The organism is Nocardiopsis sp. NPDC058631 (assembly GCF_042716955.1).
Classification (GTDB): Bacteria; Actinomycetota; Actinomycetes; order Streptosporangiales; family Streptosporangiaceae; genus Nocardiopsis.
The window spans coordinates 14,409-32,623 of record NZ_JBHXQY010000039.1 but is presented as its reverse complement, the minus strand read 5'-3'; the positions used below and the strand labels follow the sequence as shown (position 1 = coordinate 32,623).

Here is an 18,215-nt window from a genome sequence, read left to right as displayed (position 1 = left end):
GGGACACCGGGACCGACGAAGGGACGAGCATGCACCGAGACGAACTGCACCCCCGGGTACGGGCCCTGGCCCTGGAGGTCAAGGACATGGCGGTGGGCCGCGACGGCCTGGAGCCGCCCGAGCCCGCGCCGGTGGGGCTCGACTTCATGGACGGGTTCACCCGGTTCCAGTTCGGGGTCTACCTGGAGGAGGAGTTCGACGTGCTCCTGGTCGAGAGGGTCAACCGGCTCTCGGGCGGCAGCACGGAGGACGTCGCGGGCATCGTCGCCGACGCCCTCTCCGAGAGGTCCTGACCGGCGTCCGAGCCAACGGCGCCCCGACCACGGGGAGCCCGGACGCGGCCGGGCCGCCCCGGACTCCCGCCTGACGCCAGGCCGTTCGCCCCGGGGGAACACCGGCGGCCACCGGCCCGAGAGAGAGGATCATGCCTTGCGCGTCCTGTTCGTGACCTATCCGGAAGACAGCAATGTGAAGGGGATGGTCTCCCTCGCGTGGGCGCTCGGGGCCGCCGGCCACGACGTCCTGGTCGCGGGCCACCCCGAGTCGGTCGAGTTCGTCCGCAGGGCGGGTCTGACGGCCGTGTCCCTCGGACGCGACCACGTCATGTGGAGCTACATGAAGCGCCGCTCCCACCTGGCCCAGCAGGACCGGGCCGCGCGGAGCCCCTTCTACACGCGGGGGGACGCCCCCGACGACGAGCTCACCTGGGAGCACCTGGGCGAGCACTTCGGCGCGCTGGTCGACTGGGAGTACCGGATGATCAACGATCCGCTCCTGTACGACCTGGTCGGCTTCTGCCGGACGTGGGGACCGGAGCTGGTGATCTGGGAGTCCACCACCGTCGCCGGGGCGATCGCCGCCGAGGCCTGCGGCGCCGCCCACGGTCGGATGACCTGGGCCCTCGACTTCAAGGGCCGTTACCGGGAGCGGTACGTGGAGCTCAAGGAGCAGCGGCCCGGGGACGACCGGCCCGACGCCATGCAGGAGTGGATCACACGCCAGGCGGCCCGTTTCGGGGTGGGCTTCAGCGAGGAGCTGACCACGGGGCAGTTCACCGTGGACCAGCTGCCGGAGTCGTTCCGGCTCAACACGGACCGGCCGGTCCTTCCCATGCGGTACGTCCCCTACAACGGCTCGGCGGAACTGCCCGACTGGATTCTGGCCCCGTCCGACCGGCCGCGCGTGTGCCTCACCCTGGGTGCCACGTTCAAGGACCGCGTGGGTGCCCCGCTGGCCGACGCCCAGGAGCTGATCGAGTCCCTGGGGGAGGTGGACGCCGAGGTCGTGGCCACCTTCGGCAAGGAGCAGAGGGCCGGGCTGCTGGGCACGGTCCCGGACAACGTCCGGCTGGTGGACTTCGTGCCGTTCAACGCCCTGTTCCCGACCTGTGCGGCCGTGGTCCACCACGGGGGCATCGGGGTGTTCTCCACGGCCATGCTCGCGGGGGTGCCGCAGGTGATCCTGCCCGAGGTCTACGACACGCCCGCCCGCGCCCGCCGCCTGGAGCGCAAGGGCGCGGGGCTGGTCGTGGAGGAGGGACCGGAGGGCCTGGCCGCGCGGGTGCGTGACGCGCTGGGGACCGTCCTGTCCGAACCCGCCTTCGCGGAGGGGGCCGCGGTGCTGAGGGAGGAGGCGCGGACGATGCCGCTGCCCAGCGAGGTCGTCCCCTGGCTCGAACAGCACACCGCCAGGCACCGGGCGGGCACTGCCGGCGCGGTCGTCCCCGTCTGACGGCGGGCCGGGCCGGGCGGAGGGGGCGGTCAGGGGTCCCCCTCCGCCCCGCCCGGCCCCCGATCCCGGGGCGCCGCCGGTCAGCGGCCCTTGACTCCCACGAACAGCCCCCGCCCGGACGGCCCGTCCAGGAACTCCACGGACAGGCCCGCGCCGGTGAACGCCGCCTCGTACTCCTCGCGGGTGAACAGCGTGATCTCGTGGACGTCGGTGAAGTGCCGCACGCCGACACCCGGCTCCGCCACCACGAAGTGGACCTCCATGTGCGTGGCGTCGCCCTTGAGCACCGAGTACGACACGCGTGACACCGTCCGCCGGTCGTCTCCGACGACGTGCGCGGAGACGTAGTCGCCGAGGAAGGTGTCCGGGAACCACCAGGGCTCCACGACGGCCACCCCTCCGGGGTCGAGGTGGTCGGCGAACGCGCGCAGGGCGGCACCGAGCTCGGCGGTGTCGCGCATGTAGCCGATGGAGCTGAACATGCAGACCACCGCCGTGTAGGTGCGGCCGAGGTCGAAACCGCGCATGTCCCCCTGGTGCAGCCCCGCGGAGGGGGCGCGGCGCCGTGCCAGGTCGAGCATCTCCCCGGACAGCTCCAGCCCGTCCGCGTGCCCCACCCCGGCGGCGAAGTGGCGCAGATGGGTGCCCGTGCCGCAGGCGACGTCCAGGAGGGACTCCGCGGGCGCGCCCGCGCGCTCCTCCACCAGTGCGAGCACGTCGGCGGCCTCCGCCTCGTAGTCCTTGCCCCGGCCCTCGTAGACGAGGTCGTAGACCTCGGCGTGGTCTGCGGTGTACATGCGGCTCCTCGTGTCGGTCGGGTCGGTCGGGTCGGTCGGGTCGGTCGGGTCGTGTGGGCAGGGTGGGCAGTGCGGGCAGGGTGGGCAGTGCGGCGGGCGCGTGGAGCGGCCCGGGGGGGCGGAGCCGGTCAGAGGGTGGCGGTCAGCGGTTGCGTGGACGGCGCCGCGTCCTCGGCGCGCACGGGGCCGGAGGCCGCACGCAGGGGTTCCCACCAGTCCCTGTTGATCCGGTACCACTCCACGGTCTCCGCGATCCCCGCCGCCAGCCCGTACCGGGGGCGGTAGCCGAGCGTGTCGCGGATCTTCGTCCAGTCGACGGAGTAGCGCCGGTCGTGCCCCGGGCGGTCGGCGACCCGCTCGACCATCTCCGGACCGGCGCCGCAGGCGTCGAGCAGGAGGGCGGTCAGGTCGGTGTTGCTCAGCTCCGTGCCGCCGCCGATGTTGTAGACCTCGCCCGGGACGCCGCGGGTCCGCACGAGTTCGATGCCCCGCGTGTGGTCGTCCACGTGAAGCCAGTCGCGGACGTGGGTCCCGTCCCCGTAGAGGGGTACGCGCAGGCCGTCGAGCAGGTTCGTGACGAACAGCGGGACGATCTTCTCCGGGTACTGGTGGGGTCCGTAGTTGTTGGAGCAGCGGGTCACCCGGACGTCCATGCCGTGGCTGGCCGCGTAGGACAGGGCGACCAGGTCGCCGGCGGCCTTGGACGCCGAGTAGGGGGAGCTGGGCAGCAGGGGGGAGTCCTCCGTGCTGGAGCCCGCGGACACGGACCCGTACACCTCGTCGGTCGACACGTACACGAACGGGCCCGTGCCGTGCCGGAGGGCGGCGTCCAGCAGGGTCTGGGTCCCCAGGACGTTGGTGCGCACGAACGCGCCCCCGTCCGCCAGGGAGCGGTCCACGTGTGACTCGGCGGCGAGGTGGACGACCTGGTCCACATCCCGTGTCAGCGAGTCCACCAGGTCGGCGTCGCAGACGTCGCCCCGGACGAAGGCCAGCCTCGGGTCGTCGGCGACCGCGGCCAGGTTGGCGGTGTTCCCCGCGTAGGTGAGTCTGTCGAGCACGACCACCGACACGTCGCCGGGGCCGCCCGGACCCAGGAGGCCGCGCACGTAGTGGGAGCCGATGAAACCCGCTCCTCCGGTCACCAGGATTCGGGTGGACATCTGGTGGATACCGCCTCTCCGCAGTTGTGGTGGGGCGCCCTACCGGGAATACGGAAGGGCCGGGCCGGGCCGACACTCTCGTGCCGGGGCGCCGGCACCGTACTTTCCCCGCCGAGGGAGGAGTGCGGAACGCGGTTAATACGGTCCGCTCTGCGGGTCCGGCCATTGTGGGACGGCGGTCCCCCGGAACCCCGGCACCTGCGTTTCTAACACGGTGTCACCGCCGGGGGTAAGGGGGAGCTGTCATGACAATGGATTACATCACGGTAAGTTAGAATTCGTATTCATTGTGCGAAGGGCCGCCTGTCCGGGGCGGAGTTCCGGGATTTACCGGTGGATTCCGCAGGGTGTCCGGTGGAGGCGGAGAACGGCCTCCGGCAGGAGGGGTGGGGAAGGGGCGGTGGGGATAGTTCCGTTCGGGGTCGCGGATCCGGGCCGGGAATGACACCGCCCCTTTCGTTGTACCGTCGAACGAATCGGGTGGCGCGCGCCGTACCTGGCCGAAGCCCTTGCCCTTTGTTTCGACCCGGACCGGTCTCTTCCGGTGCCGTGACCCCTGTTTTGCGGCGACTTCGCGCCGCCTTTTCCTTGTCCGCCCTTCCCTGATGCCTCTTCCGGCCTTTTCTGTGCCCCTCGTTCCTGAATCTTTTTCGTGTTTTCCGCTACCGGGCGTCAGGGTGGACGAATCCGAGGCCTGCGCGTGTGTTTTCACTGCTCGGTGTCCCCGCAGGTTGCGGTGGACGCTGCGGGGCGGCCTGCGTCGCCGGGGGCGGTGTCGGCGGGTGGGCTCGGGTTCCACGCTGGTCACCTAGCGCGTTCCCGGGAGGAGGGGCCGCTCACGGCGGTGTGGCGGCTGTCAGGTGGCGGCATTACACCTGCACGCATGGGATGTATCAGCAATTATCGTCTTTTGGCATAGTTGGAAGATTTTCGTCCGATAGGTCTGAAGTGTCGGATTGCGCTCGTCCGGCGGTGTCGGCGGGCAGACTGGCCGGGGCAGGGCCGCCTCGCCGCGGATTCTCCTTCGACTCCAGGTCGATCGCGGGTTGCCGGTGCGTACGGAACGGTGGGGAGCGTGCTTTACCAGTTTTTCCCCTGCTGGTAGGAGAACAGCCTTATCGGGTGCCCCGTCTCCGTGCGCACGTGGCGAACCAACTGAGGGAGGAGTGCACAGATATTTGACGTCCAAGTTTTTTTGCGCTGTCACGAACCCGCACGCGGAAAAGGTCGTCACGGCGCGCTCCGCCGAATCCGGTTCGGGAGGTTCCGTCTTCTCCCTGGTGGGTCGGTCGGCGGCGGTCGGGTGGCGGCCCGCCGGGCGCGGGTGGCTCTGTGTGGAGAGGTGCCCTTGCAGCTCAGGCGTGGTGACCGGTGGGCGGCGGGCGGCGGTTCGGTGACGGAACCGAGGCGCCGGCGAAAATTCAAAAACGCCGGACCATGCCATTTATCCCAACGAAATAATGCGGTCATCATATTCTTCTTACACTGTCATGCCCGGCAGTCGGCAGTCCTGCTGATTCGCCACTGGGAGTACTCGGATTAGAGGGCGTGAACTGTTGAGGGGGTTGAATTGCCGGGAGGCTCGCGGCTATGGTGTGCCCTGCCGGTCACCAGGATTCCCCCATTGGGTTTCCGGTCCTCCGGTGGTGTTTATGGAACTACCGTGCCGTCGGAGGAGAGGAGATTCGACTTACGTCCTGGCCCCCGTCCGCGTAGCAAAGGCCGGCCGATGGTCCGGCCAGCTCCTCACGGAGGATGCATGGTTTCTCATGAAGTACCGAAACACGTCCCCGGTGCTTTAACGACCTTTCCCTCCACGATCAGCATGGACACGTTCCTCGGAACCCTGGCCCGTGACAGCGCCCGTGAGATCAGGGTCTTCTACCCCGCCACCATCGGGGCCCGGACGGCTCTGCGCACCGCGTCCGCGAGGACGCTCGCCTCGGGCCTGAAGGTCCAGGTGGTGAGTGACCGGAGGAACCTGGCGGACGCCGCCCTGCGCGGCGCCATCCGCCAGCAGCGGGACTGCGGCGCGCGCATCCGCGTCGCCGACTCCGTTCCGCACTACCTCGCGCTCGTCGACCACACCCTCGCGGTGATCGCCTCCCAGGGCAAGGGCGACAACGAACGCGTCACCGTGCTGCGTGAACAGACGATGGTCTCCGGAATGCGTACCCTGTTCGACCTCGCCTGGCGGTCGGCCACCCCCCTCGACGCCGTGCCCGAGAACGCGGACGACACCTGCGAGACGATCTCCAACGTCCTGACGAACGAGATCATCCGACTCCTCAGCGAGGGGCTGAGCGACGAGGACGCCGCCAGGGAGCTGGGCACGTCCCTGCGCACCTTCCGCAGACACGTCGCGGGGATCAAGGAGATGGTCAACGCCCGCAACCGCTTCCAGACCGCGGTCAGACTCACCCAGAGAGGCCTGCTGTGAGCCGCACGGTCGTACACGAACCCACCCTCCCGGGGCCCGCGCCCCTGGTGGACGACATCGGCGCCGTGCTCCGCAACGCACGCGCGATCCCCTTCCACCCGCGCGTCTTCCGGGTCGAGCACGAGGGGCGGCACCTCGTCGTCAAACGCGCCCGCGGACACGCGGCCGGAGCCGAGTCCCTGCTCCGCGAGCGCCTGGCCAACGAGCTTGCCGCCTCCGCCCGCACCCCCGACGGGGCCGCCCTCTGCTCCGCCCCCGTCTGGCACGACGACGCACACCTGGTCTTCGAGGCGGGGGCCGAGGACACCACGCTCCAGGACGCACTCGCCAGGGAGGGGGACACCTCCTCCGCGCGCCTCTGCGGCGTCCTCACCGCGACCCTGCACGGCCTCGACCCGGCCGGCCTCGCCCCCGCCGCCCCCGAACGCCCCCGCCTGTTCCCCCTCGGACCGGACGAGTACGCCACCACGTCCGACCAGGTCATCGCGATGCTCCGGGCACTCGACCGCCACCCGGGGGCACGCCGCGCACTGGAGTCGGTCGCCGAGGCCGGACAGGACGGGACGGTGTTCGTCCACGGCGACCTCAAACCCGACAACATCCTCGTCCGTCCCGGCGCCGGGCTCACCCTCATCGACTGGGAGCTGGCCGGGCGGGGCGACCCGCACGAGGACCTGGCCGCGTTCCTCGCGGGCGTCCTCGCCTCCTCGCTCCACCACCGCATCCTGAACGCGCGCGCGGAGGACCCGGGCGAGGTCCGCGCGGCCGTCACCGCCGCAGCGGAGGAGACCTTCGCGTACTTCGCGCTGATGCTCGACGGCTACCGGGAGGTACGCGGCCTGGAACCCGACCTCGAACGGCTGCTCCTGCTCACGGGATCCCGGCTCTTCTGCCGGGCCCAGTCCCTGGCGACGATCGGCAGCCAGGTCGGCACCGTGCCCGTCGTCCTCCAACACGCCGTGGTCGGCATGCTCGGCGACCTGCCCGCGGCCGCCGCCCGACTGCGGGCGGTCCTGGACGAGGGAGGGGCGGCGTGACCGCCGGACGGACGGAACCGAGGACCGCCACCCCCGGAACGGCCGGGGCACCCGCCTCCCGGTCCTCCGCCGCGGACCCCCTCGGCCCCGCAGCCCCCGCCGGTGACCCGACCGCGGTGTCCCCGGAGGCCGTCCGCGCCTGGTGCGCGCTGGTCACCGGCGCGGTCCGCCCGGCGCAGGAGCGCGGGCGCTGGAGGCGCGGGACCACCGGAGAACTCAGCGAGGAACCCGGGCACCCCCGCCTCGTGGCGCGGCTGCGCAGCTGGATCTACCGCGACGTCCACCTGGCGGGGGACCCCGAACCGCCCGACACGCGCACCGACTCCGCGGCCCTCGCCCTGCTCACCGAACTCGCCGCCGGAACCTGGCCGGACGGCGGATGGGACGTCCGGGGCGCCGACGGCACAGGGGTGCTCGCCGAGAAACGGGGCGTCCGACTGCGGATGCCCGAGGCGGACGTGGACCACCGCCCCGACGGCACCGCAGTCCTGCGACTGCCCCGCGCCCGGCCGGGGGCGCTCTTCGGCTGGTTCGGCTACACCGGGCCGAACGGTCCGGCCCTTCGACCCCGCGCCCGCCTCTACCTGCACCTGCCGTCCCTCACGGACCGGAAGGTGTTGGGTGCCGTCCTCGAAGCCCTCGAACGGCTCGACGCCCCCTGGCAGGCCAAGGCGGCGATCCGGGGCACCGCGCGGCCCCGGCCCGACTCCTTCGTCCTCTACCTGGACGCCGCCGACACCGGGCGCACCGTCGAAGCCCTGCGCGACTCGGGCCTGCCCGAGACCCTCGTGGACGCCGTGCCCGGGTTCTCGACGCGGGTGGCCCGGGGGACCGGCCTGGCCGTGCACCCGCCGGGCCTCACCGCGGGCAGTTTCGGGGCCGGGCTCGCCGACCTCTTCGCACGCTCCCTGGCCGCCCACGGGACCGACGGGCTCGACGCCAGGATCCTCGCCGCCCTCGCCGGCCCCGCCGAAGGAGGCCCGACGCCGTGACCGCCGAACCGCGCACCCCGCCGCCCGCCAGAAGGGTCGAGCCCCGCGACGGGGCCTGGGACTGGTTCCTGCCCGCGCCGCCCGCGCCGCCCGGTACCTCGGGGCCGCCGCCCCCCGCGGAACCGGGACCCGTGGTGTTCGCGGAGGCCCGGTGGGACGCGGCCCGCCGGGGGTACGAGGCGTTCCCCGCAGTTCCGGGCGAGCGCGCGGTGGCCGACGTCCTCCGCGTCCCCGCCCCGCTGCCGTCGGAGGCCGAACGCGAGATCCCCGCACTGGTCCACCTCGCGGTGGAGGGCCGCCCCCGACCGGACGGGCCCGTACCGCAGGAGGACGGCTCCCTCCCACCGGTCTGGGAGACGGCACGTGCGTTCCTGGGGGAGTGCGCCGATGCTGGGATCGCGGACGCGCGCCACGTCCTGGACCTGCTCGGCGGCCGGGCGCCGCACCCGGCGTTCCTGGACCACGGCGCCCACCGCACGCTGGGACTCGGACGCCTGGTCCTCACCGGGGCCGCCGACCCCTCCGGGAACCCGGACACCGGAGAGACCGCCGTGCCCGCAGGCGCGGCGCCGCCCCGGGCCACCGACGCCGACGGGGAAGGCGGGGGCCCGGACCCCGGCCGCCTCACCGTCCTGCTGCCCGCCGCACCCGCCCCACTCGTCCTGGACACCTGCCGAGTCCTCGCCGAACTCGCCCTCGTCGCCCGCCTCTTCTCGGTGGCCGGCAAGGCCAGCGCCCCCTCCCTGAACCGGGTCGCCTCCGGCTACGGCGTCCTGGCCGCCGGCACGGGCCGCCACTCGCCGCAGGTGCTGCGCACCGGGACCGCCGTGCTCATGGTCGACCACGCGCGCAGGCTGGCCGCCGCCGTCGGCCTGAACCCCGCGACGGTCACCCTGGAGATGGCCGTCGTCCAGAGCCTGCTCGAACAGGGCGGATCCGGGCCGCGCGACGCGGCCCCCTCGCCCGGCACAGACCGACGCCAGAGGAGCGTGTCACCGTGAACACCCCCCGACTCTCCCTGCCCCGGGGCAACGTCCTCCTGGTGGGGACGGGCGCGCTGCCCGTCGCCCTGCTCCCGGGCTGGGTCCTGTACCTGCGTGAGCTCTACGGCTGGAACGTGAGGGTCTGCCTGACCCACGCGGCCACCCGCCTGGTCTCCGCCGACGCCCTCGCCGCGCTCTCCACCAACCCCGTGCTCGGCCCCGACTGGCGGCCCGGCGGAGGATCCGTCGAGCACCGCGAAGCCGCCGAGTGGGCCGACCTGGCGATGGTGGTCCCGGCCACCGGCGCGTTCGTCGCCAAGTGCGCCCACGGCATCACCGACAGCCTCGCGCTGGCGACGGTGTCCTTCACGGAGGCACCGGTGTTCGTCGTCCCGTCTTTGGGCGGCCCCCGGATGGGCTCGCAGGCGGTGCGACGCAACCTCGGCCTCCTCGCCGAGGACGGGTTCCACGTGGTCGCGACCGAGAAGGGCGTCTCGGCGCACACCGGGAAGGGCGACGACGGGGCCATGCCGTCCATCTTCTCCGTGCTCAAGGCCGTGGCGTCGTCCGGCGCTGTGGCCACCGACCCGTCCGCCACCGATCCGACGGCCGCCGATCCGACGGCCACCGACCCGACGGCCGCACCGACGGGGAGCGCGGCGTGACCGCCGCCCCGGAGCCCAGGGCCCCCGTGGTCCCCCGGGACGGGTCCCCCGACCCCTTCCGCTGGTTGGAGGACGGCGGCGCGGCGGTGGCGGAGTGGGAGGCCGACCAGGCCGACCTGCTCGACCGCCACCTGGACCGCGGCGGCCTGCGGGCCGCCGTGCGCCGCCACCTCGACCCCTTCCTGGACGTCGGCGCCTACGGGCTGCCGCAGTGGGGCGGCGGCCACGCCGTCTACCTGCGCCACACGCCCGGCCGCGACCACCCGGTCCTGGTGCGCGTCCGGCGTCCGGACCCCGGGTCCGACCGCCGCGCCCGCACGGTCTTCGACCCGGCCGCCTGGGACGGGACCGGGACCACCGTCCTGACCGGTTGGTCGCTCTCGCCCGACGGTGCGCGCCTGGCGGTGTCCCTCGCCTCCGCCGACGGCGGCGACGGGCGGATCGCCGTGATCGACGCCGACTCCGGTGAGGCGGTCGAACCCCCCCTGACCGGGTGCCACCACCTTCCCGCCGCCTGGCTGCCCGGCGAAGGCCTCTGCTACGTGCGGGCCGCCACCGACGGACGCGCCGTCCGCAGGCGCGCCCACGTCCACACGATCGGTGCCCCCCAGGACGCCGACACCGCCGTCGAGGGGGTCCCCGGGGACTGGCTCGCCCAACGGGTCGCCGTCGACCCGTCCGGACGGTGGTTGCTCGTCCAGGCCAGAGGCGCACAGGGCACGGGGGTGTGGGTCGGCGAACTGCCGCCCGAGCCCTCCGCGGCCCCGCGGCTCAGCGCGGTGCACGCCGCGTCCGGGTGCACCGCGTCCTTCCGGGCCGGAGGGCTCCTCGACGTCCTCACCGACCACGGGGCCCCGCGCGGACGGCTGCTCACCGCGCGGCTCGGGGAGGGCGGGGACTGGTGGGAATCGGTCCCCGAACGCCCCGACGAGGTCCTGGTCCAGGCGGTCGGCGCGGGTACGGGAGCCGACGCACCCCTGCTCACGGTCTGGCGGGCGGAGGGGGCGTCCCGGCTCCGGCTGCACCGCTCCGGCACCCGGCCCCCACCCGCGTCCGACCCGGCACCCGCGTCCGACCCGGCACCCGCTCCCGGGCCGGGCGCGGGGCCCGGCGGAGCGGCGGACCCCGGACCCGCGACCGCCGAGGAGGTCCTGCTCCCCGGGACGGGCACCGTGTCCGGGATCAGCGTCGACGGCACCGGGGACGCGTGGATCGGGTGGACCGACTTCGTCACCCCGCCCTCGCTCCTGCGGTACCGGGTCGGGGAACCCGCCGCCCTCCCGGCGCTGTCCGCCCCGGGCGCCGCCGCCCCCGGCACGGTCGTCTGCGAACGGCTGGAGGCGCCCGCCGAGGACGGGGTCACCGTCCGGGTCTTCGTCATCGGCGCCGCGGACGCGACCGGGCCCGCGCCGACCCTGCTCACCGTCTACGGCGGCTTCGGCCTGGCCAACACCCCGACGTTCTCGGCCGCGGCCCTGGCCTGGGTCGCGGCGGGGGGCCGGTGGGCGATGGCCGCCGTACGCGGCGGGGGCGAGGAGGGAGGGCAGTGGCGCGAGGCGGCACGCGGGCGCGCCAAGTACCGCTCCGTCCTGGACCTGCACGCCGCCGCCGACCACCTGGTCGACGCGAAGGCCGCGGAACCCGGCAGGCTCGGACTCCTGGGTTCCTCGCACGGCGGGATGCTCGCCGCCGCGGCCGTCGTGGACCGCCCCGGCTCCTACGCCGCAGCCGTGTGCGTGGCGGCTCCCCTGGACATGCTGGGGTTCCACCGCCGATCGGCGGGGCGCGCCTGGATCTCCGAGTACGGAGACCCGGACGACCCGGGGGACCGGGCCGCGCTCCTGCGGTACTCGCCGCACCACAACGTCCGGTTCGGCACCCGCTACCCGCCGACGCTGCTGACCGCCTTCGAGCTGGACCGCCGGGTGGACCCGGCGCACGCCCGCAAGTTCTGCGCCGCCCTCCAGATCGCGGCCCGCGCCCCCGGGGCCGGCGACGGGGAGGGGACGGGAGGCCGGGACGGCGCTGCCGGACCGGCCCTGTACGCCCTGCGGCCCAGCCTGGGGCACACGACCGGGGCGGCGTCGGCCAAGCGCGCCCAGGCCGCGGACGAGTTCGCGTTCCTGGCCGGGGCGCTCGGACTGCTGCCGACGGGCACGGACCGGTGAGGGCGGTCGTGTCCGGCCCCGGCGCGGCCTCAGCCCTCCCGCGGCCCGGCCCCGGCGGCCGGCGGGAGCCTGGCCGTGAGGGTGAAGGTCGCGCCCTCCTCCTCGGAGGTGAGCTCGCCCCCGAACTCGGCGATGTGGCGGTGCAGGCTGTCGATCCCGCTGCGGGACCCGCGGTGCGGGGTCGCGCCCGCCCTCCGGCTGACGCCGTCGTTGCGGACGACCAGCTCGAAGCCGTCCGGGTCCCTGGTCAGATGGATCTCGCAGGTCGTGGCGTTGGCGTGCCGCAGCATGTTGGTGATGCCCTCCCGCACCACGCGGCCGAGCGGGTTGGCCAGCTCGTCGGGGACCTCGGCGAACGATCCGCGCACGGAGCTGCGGATGGAGGCCGACCGCAGCAGCCGCTCGGCGGACTGGACCTCGTCGGCGACGTGGGTGGTCTGACGGGCCCGCACGAGCTCGCGCACGTCCTGGACCGCGCCGCGCGCCACCACCTGCATCTCCTCCAGCTCGTGCTCGGCACGGTCGGGGGCGGTCCGGATGAGCCGCGAGGCCAGTTCGCCCTTGAACGCGACCACCTCCAGCGCACGCCCGAGGATGTCGTGCAGGTCCTCGGAGATCCGCAGCCGCTCCTCCGTCAGGGCCAGACGCAGCGTGGTCTCCTCGGCGTCGACGGTCCTCCGCCACAGCAGTGGCCCGGTGGACTCCCAGTAGCCGATGAACATCACGACGAAGAAGGCCAGCAGGGACTGCTGCCACGCGCTGCTGCCGCCCAGTTCCGGCCACATGACCAGGTAGACGCACGTCGCCATCGTCACCGCGATGAGGGCGGCGTACACGGAGGCGTTCCGGTTCTCGCGCAGGGCGATCACGTCCGCCGTGGCGGTGCCGGGCAGGACCAGCCACAGCCACGGCTCCGTGGTCCCGGCCGCCGCCAGCGTCGCGGCGGACACCCCCACCAGGGCCAGGGACCACACCAGTACCGCCCGCCAGGGGTCGGGGGGCAGCTCACCCGTCAGCCCGATGGTGAACGCGCGCAGGACCACGAAGGCGAGCAGCAGCCCCGCGAGGTACACCGCGTCGGTGAGCCCGGGGGAGCCGGTGACCAGCCCGATGACCGGCAGGAGCACGGCGAACCCCATGGTCAGGTACTGGCTCTTGCGCACGTGGCTCAGGACGATCCCGTCCGGAGTGGTGGCTTCGACGGGCCGTTGACGGACGTTCATACGGCTCGCTCCCTGCGGCTCGACGAGTAAGGACCGATCGTACAGATGATCCGCCGGTGCGAACCGGTGCGAAAGAGAGGCCTTGTATGAAGGGGATACTCCTCGCGGGCGGGAGCGGCAGCCGCCTGTACCCGCTGACCAGGTGCACCTCCAAACAGCTGCTCCCCGTCTACGACAAGCCGCTGATCTACTACCCGCTCTCCGTCCTCATGATCGCGGACATCAGGGACATCCTGGTCATCTGCGCGCCCGAGTCCCTGGACGCGGTGCACGCGCTCCTCGGCGACGGCTCGCACCTGGGGCTGAACATCACGTACGCGCGCCAGGACGAACCGCGCGGGATCGCCGAGGCGTACGTCATCGGTGCCGACCACGTGCGGGGGGAGGACTCGGCGCTGGTCCTGGGCGACAACGTCTTCCACGGGTCGGGGTTCTACGACCTGCTCGCCTCCGCCCGGGAGAGCTTCCCGGGGTGCGCGCTGTTCGGCTACCAGGTGTCCGACCCGGGGCGCTACGCCATCGGTGAGCTGGACGCGGGCGGCTCCCTCACGTCCATCGAGGAGAAACCGCTGAACCCGCGCTCCGACAACGCCATCACCGGCCTCTACTTCTACGACCAGGACGTCGTCGACATCGCGGCGCAGATCAGGCCCTCCAAACGGGGGGAACTGGAGATCACCGACATCAACCGCGAGTACGTCAGCCAGGGAAGGGCCCGGCTGGTGCGGCTGGGGCGCGGGTTCATGTGGCTGGACGCCGGAACGCACTCCTCCCTCCTGGAGGCCAGCAAGTACGTGGAGATCCTGGCGAACCGGCAGGGGGTGCGGGTGGCCTGTGTGGAGGAGGTGGCGCTCCGCATGGGGTTCATCTCCCCGGAGGACTGCTACGAGCTGGGGGCCCGCATGGCCGGCTCCGAGTACGGGACCTATGTCATGGAGATCGCCGAGGACCTCACGCGCTCGCCGCAGCGGGCCTGACCTGGCCGCGCCGGGAGTCCGGCCGCGCCGGCGCCCCGGGAGCGCGCAGCCGCGCTGTCACGGGAGGCACCGGGGTGCCGCGATAATGGGGCGTGTGTCACGCAGACGCACGTGGCCCCAACACGTTCGGAGGCGAAGGCCCTGATCCGCGTACTGCTCGCCGAGGACGAGGCGATGACCCGGGAGGCGATCGCCGCCCTGCTCGACCTGGAGCCGGACATCTCGGTGGTGGCCCAGGCCGAGAACGGGACAGCCGCCCTGGCCGCCGCGCTCGAACACCGGCCCGACATCGTGATGCTCGACGTGGAGATGCCCGACGGCGGTCTCGTACTGCTGGAACGGCTCAAGAAGCACTGCCCGACCACCCGCTGCGTCATCCTCACCCGACACGCCAACCCCGGGGCGCTGCGCCGCGCGCTCAAGGAGGGTGCCAACGGGTTCATCGCCAAGAGCACGTCGGCCCAGGTGCTCTCCGACGTGATCCGGCGCGTGGCCGAGGGCGACCGCTACGTGGACCCCTACCTCGCCGCCGACGCCCTGGCCGAGCCCAGCTGCCCGCTGAGCGAGCGCGAGCTGAGCATCCTCGCGGAGGTCAGCCAGACCTCCACCACCGGGGACATCGCCAGGAAGCTCCACCTCGCCAACGGGACGGTGCGCAACTACCTGTCCGCGATCCTCGACAAGCTCAACGTGCGTACCCGCTACGAGGCGGCCGAACTGGCCCGCGAGTCCGGCTGGATCTGACCCTCTCCGCCCCTCAGGGACGCCGGATGGCACGAAGTTGCCAAATTCCCGTATCCCCTTGGACAGCCGACGCGAAAAAGAGATGCTCGTATTAGTCCAGACAGGGCGCCGGAATACCGGAGAAACCGCGCGTTTTCCGGATTCCGGAAGTAGTCACACAAGGAGAATGGCATGAACCAGCCCGCCAGCATCTTCGGCGACCTCGACCTGCTCGCGACCGCCGGCGCCCAGGTGGCCCACGACGACATGAGCGTCACCATGGACGAGGGCACCGACGCCCCGACCAGCGTTCCCTGCGGCATCACCATCTCCATCACCCTCGACTGCTAGGACGCACGAGGGCCGAGAGCTGGTTCAGCGCGGGTCGACAACTCCCACCGTCGACCCGCGCCCTTTCTTTTGTGCTCAGAGTGAGAATATGAACGAGCCCCCGGGGGCGGCGCCCAAAGCGAATCCCGGGGGCTTTCCCCCTTTCTCCGATTTCCGTCCGGGCGGCCCCGCAGGGGGTGCACAAGGCCCCGGAGGCCCGGCCCCCGCCCGCCGGGGCGCCCCCGTGGTGCGACCCCCACAGAGGCACCACGGGGACGCGTTCAGGAGAGGACGTCGCGCAGCTCCTCCAGGAACCGCAGGAGGGCGACGGACCCGGGGTCGCGCTCTCCCGCCCCGCGCTCACCCACCCAGGCCGCACGGCCCTTCGCCGACGTCAGCCCGCTGGTCTCCTCGACGGCGCGCCCGGCCGCGGACGCGGCGGCCCGTGCGGCTGCCGCCGGGTCGTCCGCACCCTCCAGGGCCCCCTCCACCAGGAGCAGCCCGTCCACGAACGTCTTGTCGCCGGGCCCGGCCCCGCCGCGCTCCCGCACCCTGCGGGAGACCGCGGCGGTGAGGCGTGCGGCGTCACGGACCGAGACGGACGTGAGCTCCTCCGACTCGGCGGCGGCGGCGAGCACGCCCGCGCCGGTCAGCGCGGCGAACGTCGAGGGGTTGGCCGCCGCGAACGCCGTCGCCGCGGCGCGCAGCACATCGGCGTGGTGGGCGTCCTCGGGCAGCGCGAGCAGCGCGTCGCGGACGGCCGCGGCCCCGGAGGCGACCGTGATCCCCAGGTCGCCGTCACCGAGCCGCGAGTCCAGCAGCCGCAGCTCCTCCGCGTGCGGCGGCATGCGCTCCATGGTCGCGACCAGCGTGCCGCGCAGCGCCCCGGCGGTACCGGTGCGGCGGACGGCGGGGGCCGGACCGCGACCGGGCTCCGCGTCGGAGGCCCCGACCCCGTCCACGCGCGCACTCGGCGCCTCCGTGTTCCCCTGGCCGAAGAACGGGGACGCGGCCGGGGCGTCGAGCAGCGCGGCCAGCTCGTCGTCGAGCAGGAGCACGGAGACCGAGGCCCCCGCCATCTCCAGGCTCGTTGCGAACTCGCCCACGTAGCGCCGGTGGATGACCACGCCGCGCTCCTCCAGCACCTGGTGGACCCGGCGGTACACCAGGTACAGCTCCTCCAGGGGGGTGGCGCCCAGGCCGTTCACCAGGACCGCGACACGGTCCCCGCGCACCGGCTCCAGCTCCCCGAGGATCTCGGCGAGGAAGCGGTCGGTGATCTCGTCGGCGGTCTCCAGCGCACCCCGGTGGCTCCCCGGTTCGCCGTGGATGCCGATCCCCACCTCCATCTCCCCCTCGGCGAGTGTGAACGTGGGCTCACCGGCGGCGGGGAGGATGGTGGGGGACAGCCCGACCCCCATCGTGCGCGTGGCGTCCACCGTGCGCTGGGCCACCGACCGCACCGCCTCCAGGTCGTCGCCGCGCTCGGCGCAGGCCCCGGCCGTCTTGTAGGCGAAGAACAGCCCCGCCACGCCGCGGCGGGTGTGCTCTTTGCCCCGGGGCGCGGACAGCACGTCGTCGGTGCCCAGCACCGTCGCCGTCCCGATGCCCTCCGCCGCCACGACGTCCGCGGCCAGGTCGAAGTTGTAGACGTCCCCGCCGTAGTTGCCGTACAGGTACAGGACGCCGGCGCCCCCGTGGCTGGCGCGCGTCGCCGCGGCGATCTGCTCGGCGGAGGGGGAGGAGAACACGTTCCCCACGGCCACCCCCGTGGCCAGCCCCTGCCCCACGTAGCCGAGGAACAGCGGCAGGTGGCCGGACCCGCCCCCGGTCACGATGCCGACGCGGCCCTCGACGGGCGCGTCGGCGCGCACCAGCGCCCTGCGGTCGCCGGTCGCGGCGCGCAACCGGTCGGGGTGTGCCATGAGCAGCGACTCGGTGACCTCGTCGACGAAGTCCTCCGGCCGGTTGATGATCTTCTTCAGCGCCATCCGCGCTCACTCGCCTCTCGGTCTGCCGCCCCCGGGGCGGCTTCTGCGGACGCCGCGCGGGCGTCGGGTCTCCGGTCGCGCACCCGAGGGGCCGGCCCTCGGGCCCTCGGGGTCAGGACAGGGCCTCCGCCGTCTCCCTGAGGACGTCCAGGTCGGCCTCGGAGACGGCGTCGCCGCAGACCCTCGCGGGCCCCGCGGCGATCCCCTGGACCTCCAGACCCGCCTTGAGGTGCGGGATGCTTCCGCTTCGCACCGCCGCCACCGCGCGCGCCACGAGCGGCTGCGCGGCACGCACCCCGTCGGTGTCACCGCTGTTGAGGGCGTCGCGCAACGCCACGAACGGCCGGGGGAAGACGGAGGAGACACCCGAGACCACACCGAGGCCGCCCGCGCGGACGAACTCCTCGAAGGCGATGTCGTTGCCGGACAGGACGTCGAACCCGGAGGGGGCCTGCGCCAGGTAGGCCGACACCGAGGCGTCGCTCTCGCCGCTGATCTTCACCCCGCGGACGCCGACGTCGCGGAGGCGCCGGAGCACCGAGGGCGCGGCCGGGGTGGTGGAGCGCGCCCGGAACAGGTAGGCGTGCACCTCCGCGCCGTCGGCCGCCGCCACGAGGCGCTCGTAGTAGCGCACCAGCGCGTCCTCGGGTGCGGGCAGGAAGTAGGGCGTGACGGCGGCGAGCCGGGTCGCCCCGGCGCCGACGGCGGCCCTGACCAGGGACTCGGCCTGCCGGGGCGCGGCCGCACCCACGTGGGCGTAGACGCGCTCCGGTCCGAGGACGTCCAGCGCCAGGCCGATCACCCTGGTCCGCTCCTCGTCGTCGAGGGCGGTGAACTCGCCGGTGGTCCCCGCGACGAACACGCCGTCGACCCCCCGGTCGCGGACCGCCGTGAACAGCGCGGTGGCGCCGTCGGGGTCGAGGGACTCGTCCCGGGTGAACGGGGTAGGGAGGGCGGTGATCACCTTCGCGTGGGCGGACATGCGTGGTTCTCCT

At 73.3% G+C, this 18,215-nt stretch carries 16 protein-coding genes; 11 read left to right on the top strand and 5 right to left on the bottom strand.

The genetic code is table 11. The annotated features are described in order from the left end of the window. Positions 1-29 precede the first annotated feature (29 nt). Positions 30-293 carry a hypothetical protein gene (locus ACFWTE_RS15055; protein ID WP_378779969.1) on the top strand — a complete coding sequence of 88 codons (264 nt, stop codon included), beginning with the start codon at positions 30-32 and terminating at the stop codon, positions 291-293. A 136-nt stretch (positions 294-429) separates the two neighbouring features. Then, positions 430-1,731, top strand: coding sequence for an activator-dependent family glycosyltransferase (locus tag ACFWTE_RS15050; RefSeq protein WP_378779968.1), 1,302 nt, complete (start codon positions 430-432; stop codon positions 1,729-1,731). 80 nt (positions 1,732-1,811) lie between these two features. Here ACFWTE_RS15050 and ACFWTE_RS15045 read toward each other — a convergent pair whose 3' ends face one another. After that, positions 1,812-2,528, bottom strand: a complete 717-nt coding sequence (locus tag ACFWTE_RS15045) for a class I SAM-dependent DNA methyltransferase (protein WP_378779967.1) — start codon at positions 2,526-2,528, stop codon at positions 1,812-1,814. 128 nt (positions 2,529-2,656) lie between these two features. Then, positions 2,657-3,691: a dTDP-glucose 4,6-dehydratase gene (gene rfbB, locus ACFWTE_RS15040; protein WP_378779966.1), complete on the bottom strand. Its 1,035-nt coding sequence runs from the start codon at positions 3,689-3,691 to the stop codon at positions 2,657-2,659. 1,825 nt (positions 3,692-5,516) lie between these two features. Here rfbB and ACFWTE_RS15035 point away from each other — a divergent pair. Genes ACFWTE_RS15035 through ACFWTE_RS15010 form a run of 6 tightly spaced genes read left to right on the top strand, consistent with a single transcriptional unit; the run spans position 5,517 to position 11,976 of the window. Beyond that, a complete protein-coding gene (locus tag ACFWTE_RS15035) occupies positions 5,517-6,131 on the top strand; it encodes a hypothetical protein (protein ID WP_378779964.1) in 615 nt (204 codons plus the stop codon). Next, positions 6,128-7,168 carry a phosphotransferase gene (locus ACFWTE_RS15030; RefSeq protein WP_378779963.1) on the top strand — a complete coding sequence of 347 codons (1,041 nt, stop codon included), beginning with the start codon at positions 6,128-6,130 and terminating at the stop codon, positions 7,166-7,168. The genes ACFWTE_RS15035 and ACFWTE_RS15030 overlap by 4 nt, the downstream gene beginning before the upstream one ends. Further along, the gene (locus ACFWTE_RS15025; protein ID WP_378779962.1) at positions 7,165-8,160 is read left to right on the top strand and encodes a T3SS effector HopA1 family protein; all 996 of its coding nucleotides are present in this window, start codon (positions 7,165-7,167) and stop codon (positions 8,158-8,160) included. Before ACFWTE_RS15030 ends, ACFWTE_RS15025 begins: the two co-directional genes overlap by 4 nt. After that, positions 8,157-9,161 (top strand): hypothetical protein, encoded by a 1,005-nt coding sequence (locus ACFWTE_RS15020; RefSeq protein ID WP_378779961.1) that lies wholly within the window; start codon positions 8,157-8,159, stop codon positions 9,159-9,161. The genes ACFWTE_RS15025 and ACFWTE_RS15020 overlap by 4 nt, the downstream gene beginning before the upstream one ends. Further along, positions 9,158-9,808: a flavoprotein gene (locus ACFWTE_RS15015; RefSeq protein WP_378779960.1), complete on the top strand. Its 651-nt coding sequence runs from the start codon at positions 9,158-9,160 to the stop codon at positions 9,806-9,808. The genes ACFWTE_RS15020 and ACFWTE_RS15015 overlap by 4 nt, the downstream gene beginning before the upstream one ends. Further along, the gene (locus ACFWTE_RS15010; RefSeq protein ID WP_378779959.1) at positions 9,805-11,976 is read left to right on the top strand and encodes a prolyl oligopeptidase family serine peptidase; all 2,172 of its coding nucleotides are present in this window, start codon (positions 9,805-9,807) and stop codon (positions 11,974-11,976) included. The genes ACFWTE_RS15015 and ACFWTE_RS15010 overlap by 4 nt, the downstream gene beginning before the upstream one ends. A 29-nt stretch (positions 11,977-12,005) precedes the next feature. On the opposite strand, the gene ACFWTE_RS15005 is transcribed toward ACFWTE_RS15010, so the two are convergent. Next, the gene (locus tag ACFWTE_RS15005) at positions 12,006-13,199 is read right to left on the bottom strand and encodes a sensor histidine kinase (protein WP_378779958.1); all 1,194 of its coding nucleotides are present in this window, start codon (positions 13,197-13,199) and stop codon (positions 12,006-12,008) included. Positions 13,200-13,285: 86 nt separating this feature from the next. On the opposite strand from ACFWTE_RS15005, the gene rfbA reads away from it, so the two are divergent. From rfbA to ACFWTE_RS14990, 3 genes are all read left to right on the top strand, one after another. Further along, positions 13,286-14,176, top strand: coding sequence for a glucose-1-phosphate thymidylyltransferase RfbA (gene rfbA, locus ACFWTE_RS15000; RefSeq protein ID WP_378779957.1), 891 nt, complete (start codon positions 13,286-13,288; stop codon positions 14,174-14,176). A gap of 111 nt (positions 14,177-14,287) precedes the next feature. Beyond that, entirely contained in the window at positions 14,288-14,920 is a 633-nt protein-coding gene (locus ACFWTE_RS14995; RefSeq protein WP_378779955.1) for a response regulator, read from the top strand. A 171-nt stretch (positions 14,921-15,091) separates the two neighbouring features. Further along, complete coding sequence (locus tag ACFWTE_RS14990) at positions 15,092-15,250, top strand: hypothetical protein (protein ID WP_378779953.1); 159 nt, start codon at positions 15,092-15,094, stop codon at positions 15,248-15,250. A 260-nt stretch (positions 15,251-15,510) separates the two neighbouring features. Here the strand turns inward: ACFWTE_RS14990 and ACFWTE_RS14985 are convergent, their stop codons facing one another. Both ACFWTE_RS14985 and ACFWTE_RS14980 read right to left on the bottom strand, forming a co-directional pair. After that, positions 15,511-17,220 (bottom strand): dihydroxyacetone kinase family protein, encoded by a 1,710-nt coding sequence (locus tag ACFWTE_RS14985; RefSeq protein ID WP_378779952.1) that lies wholly within the window; start codon positions 17,218-17,220, stop codon positions 15,511-15,513. Between the two features lie 112 nt (positions 17,221-17,332). Further along, the gene (locus tag ACFWTE_RS14980; RefSeq protein WP_378779951.1) at positions 17,333-18,202 is read right to left on the bottom strand and encodes a dihydrodipicolinate synthase family protein; all 870 of its coding nucleotides are present in this window, start codon (positions 18,200-18,202) and stop codon (positions 17,333-17,335) included. Positions 18,203-18,215: the final 13 nt, after the last annotated feature.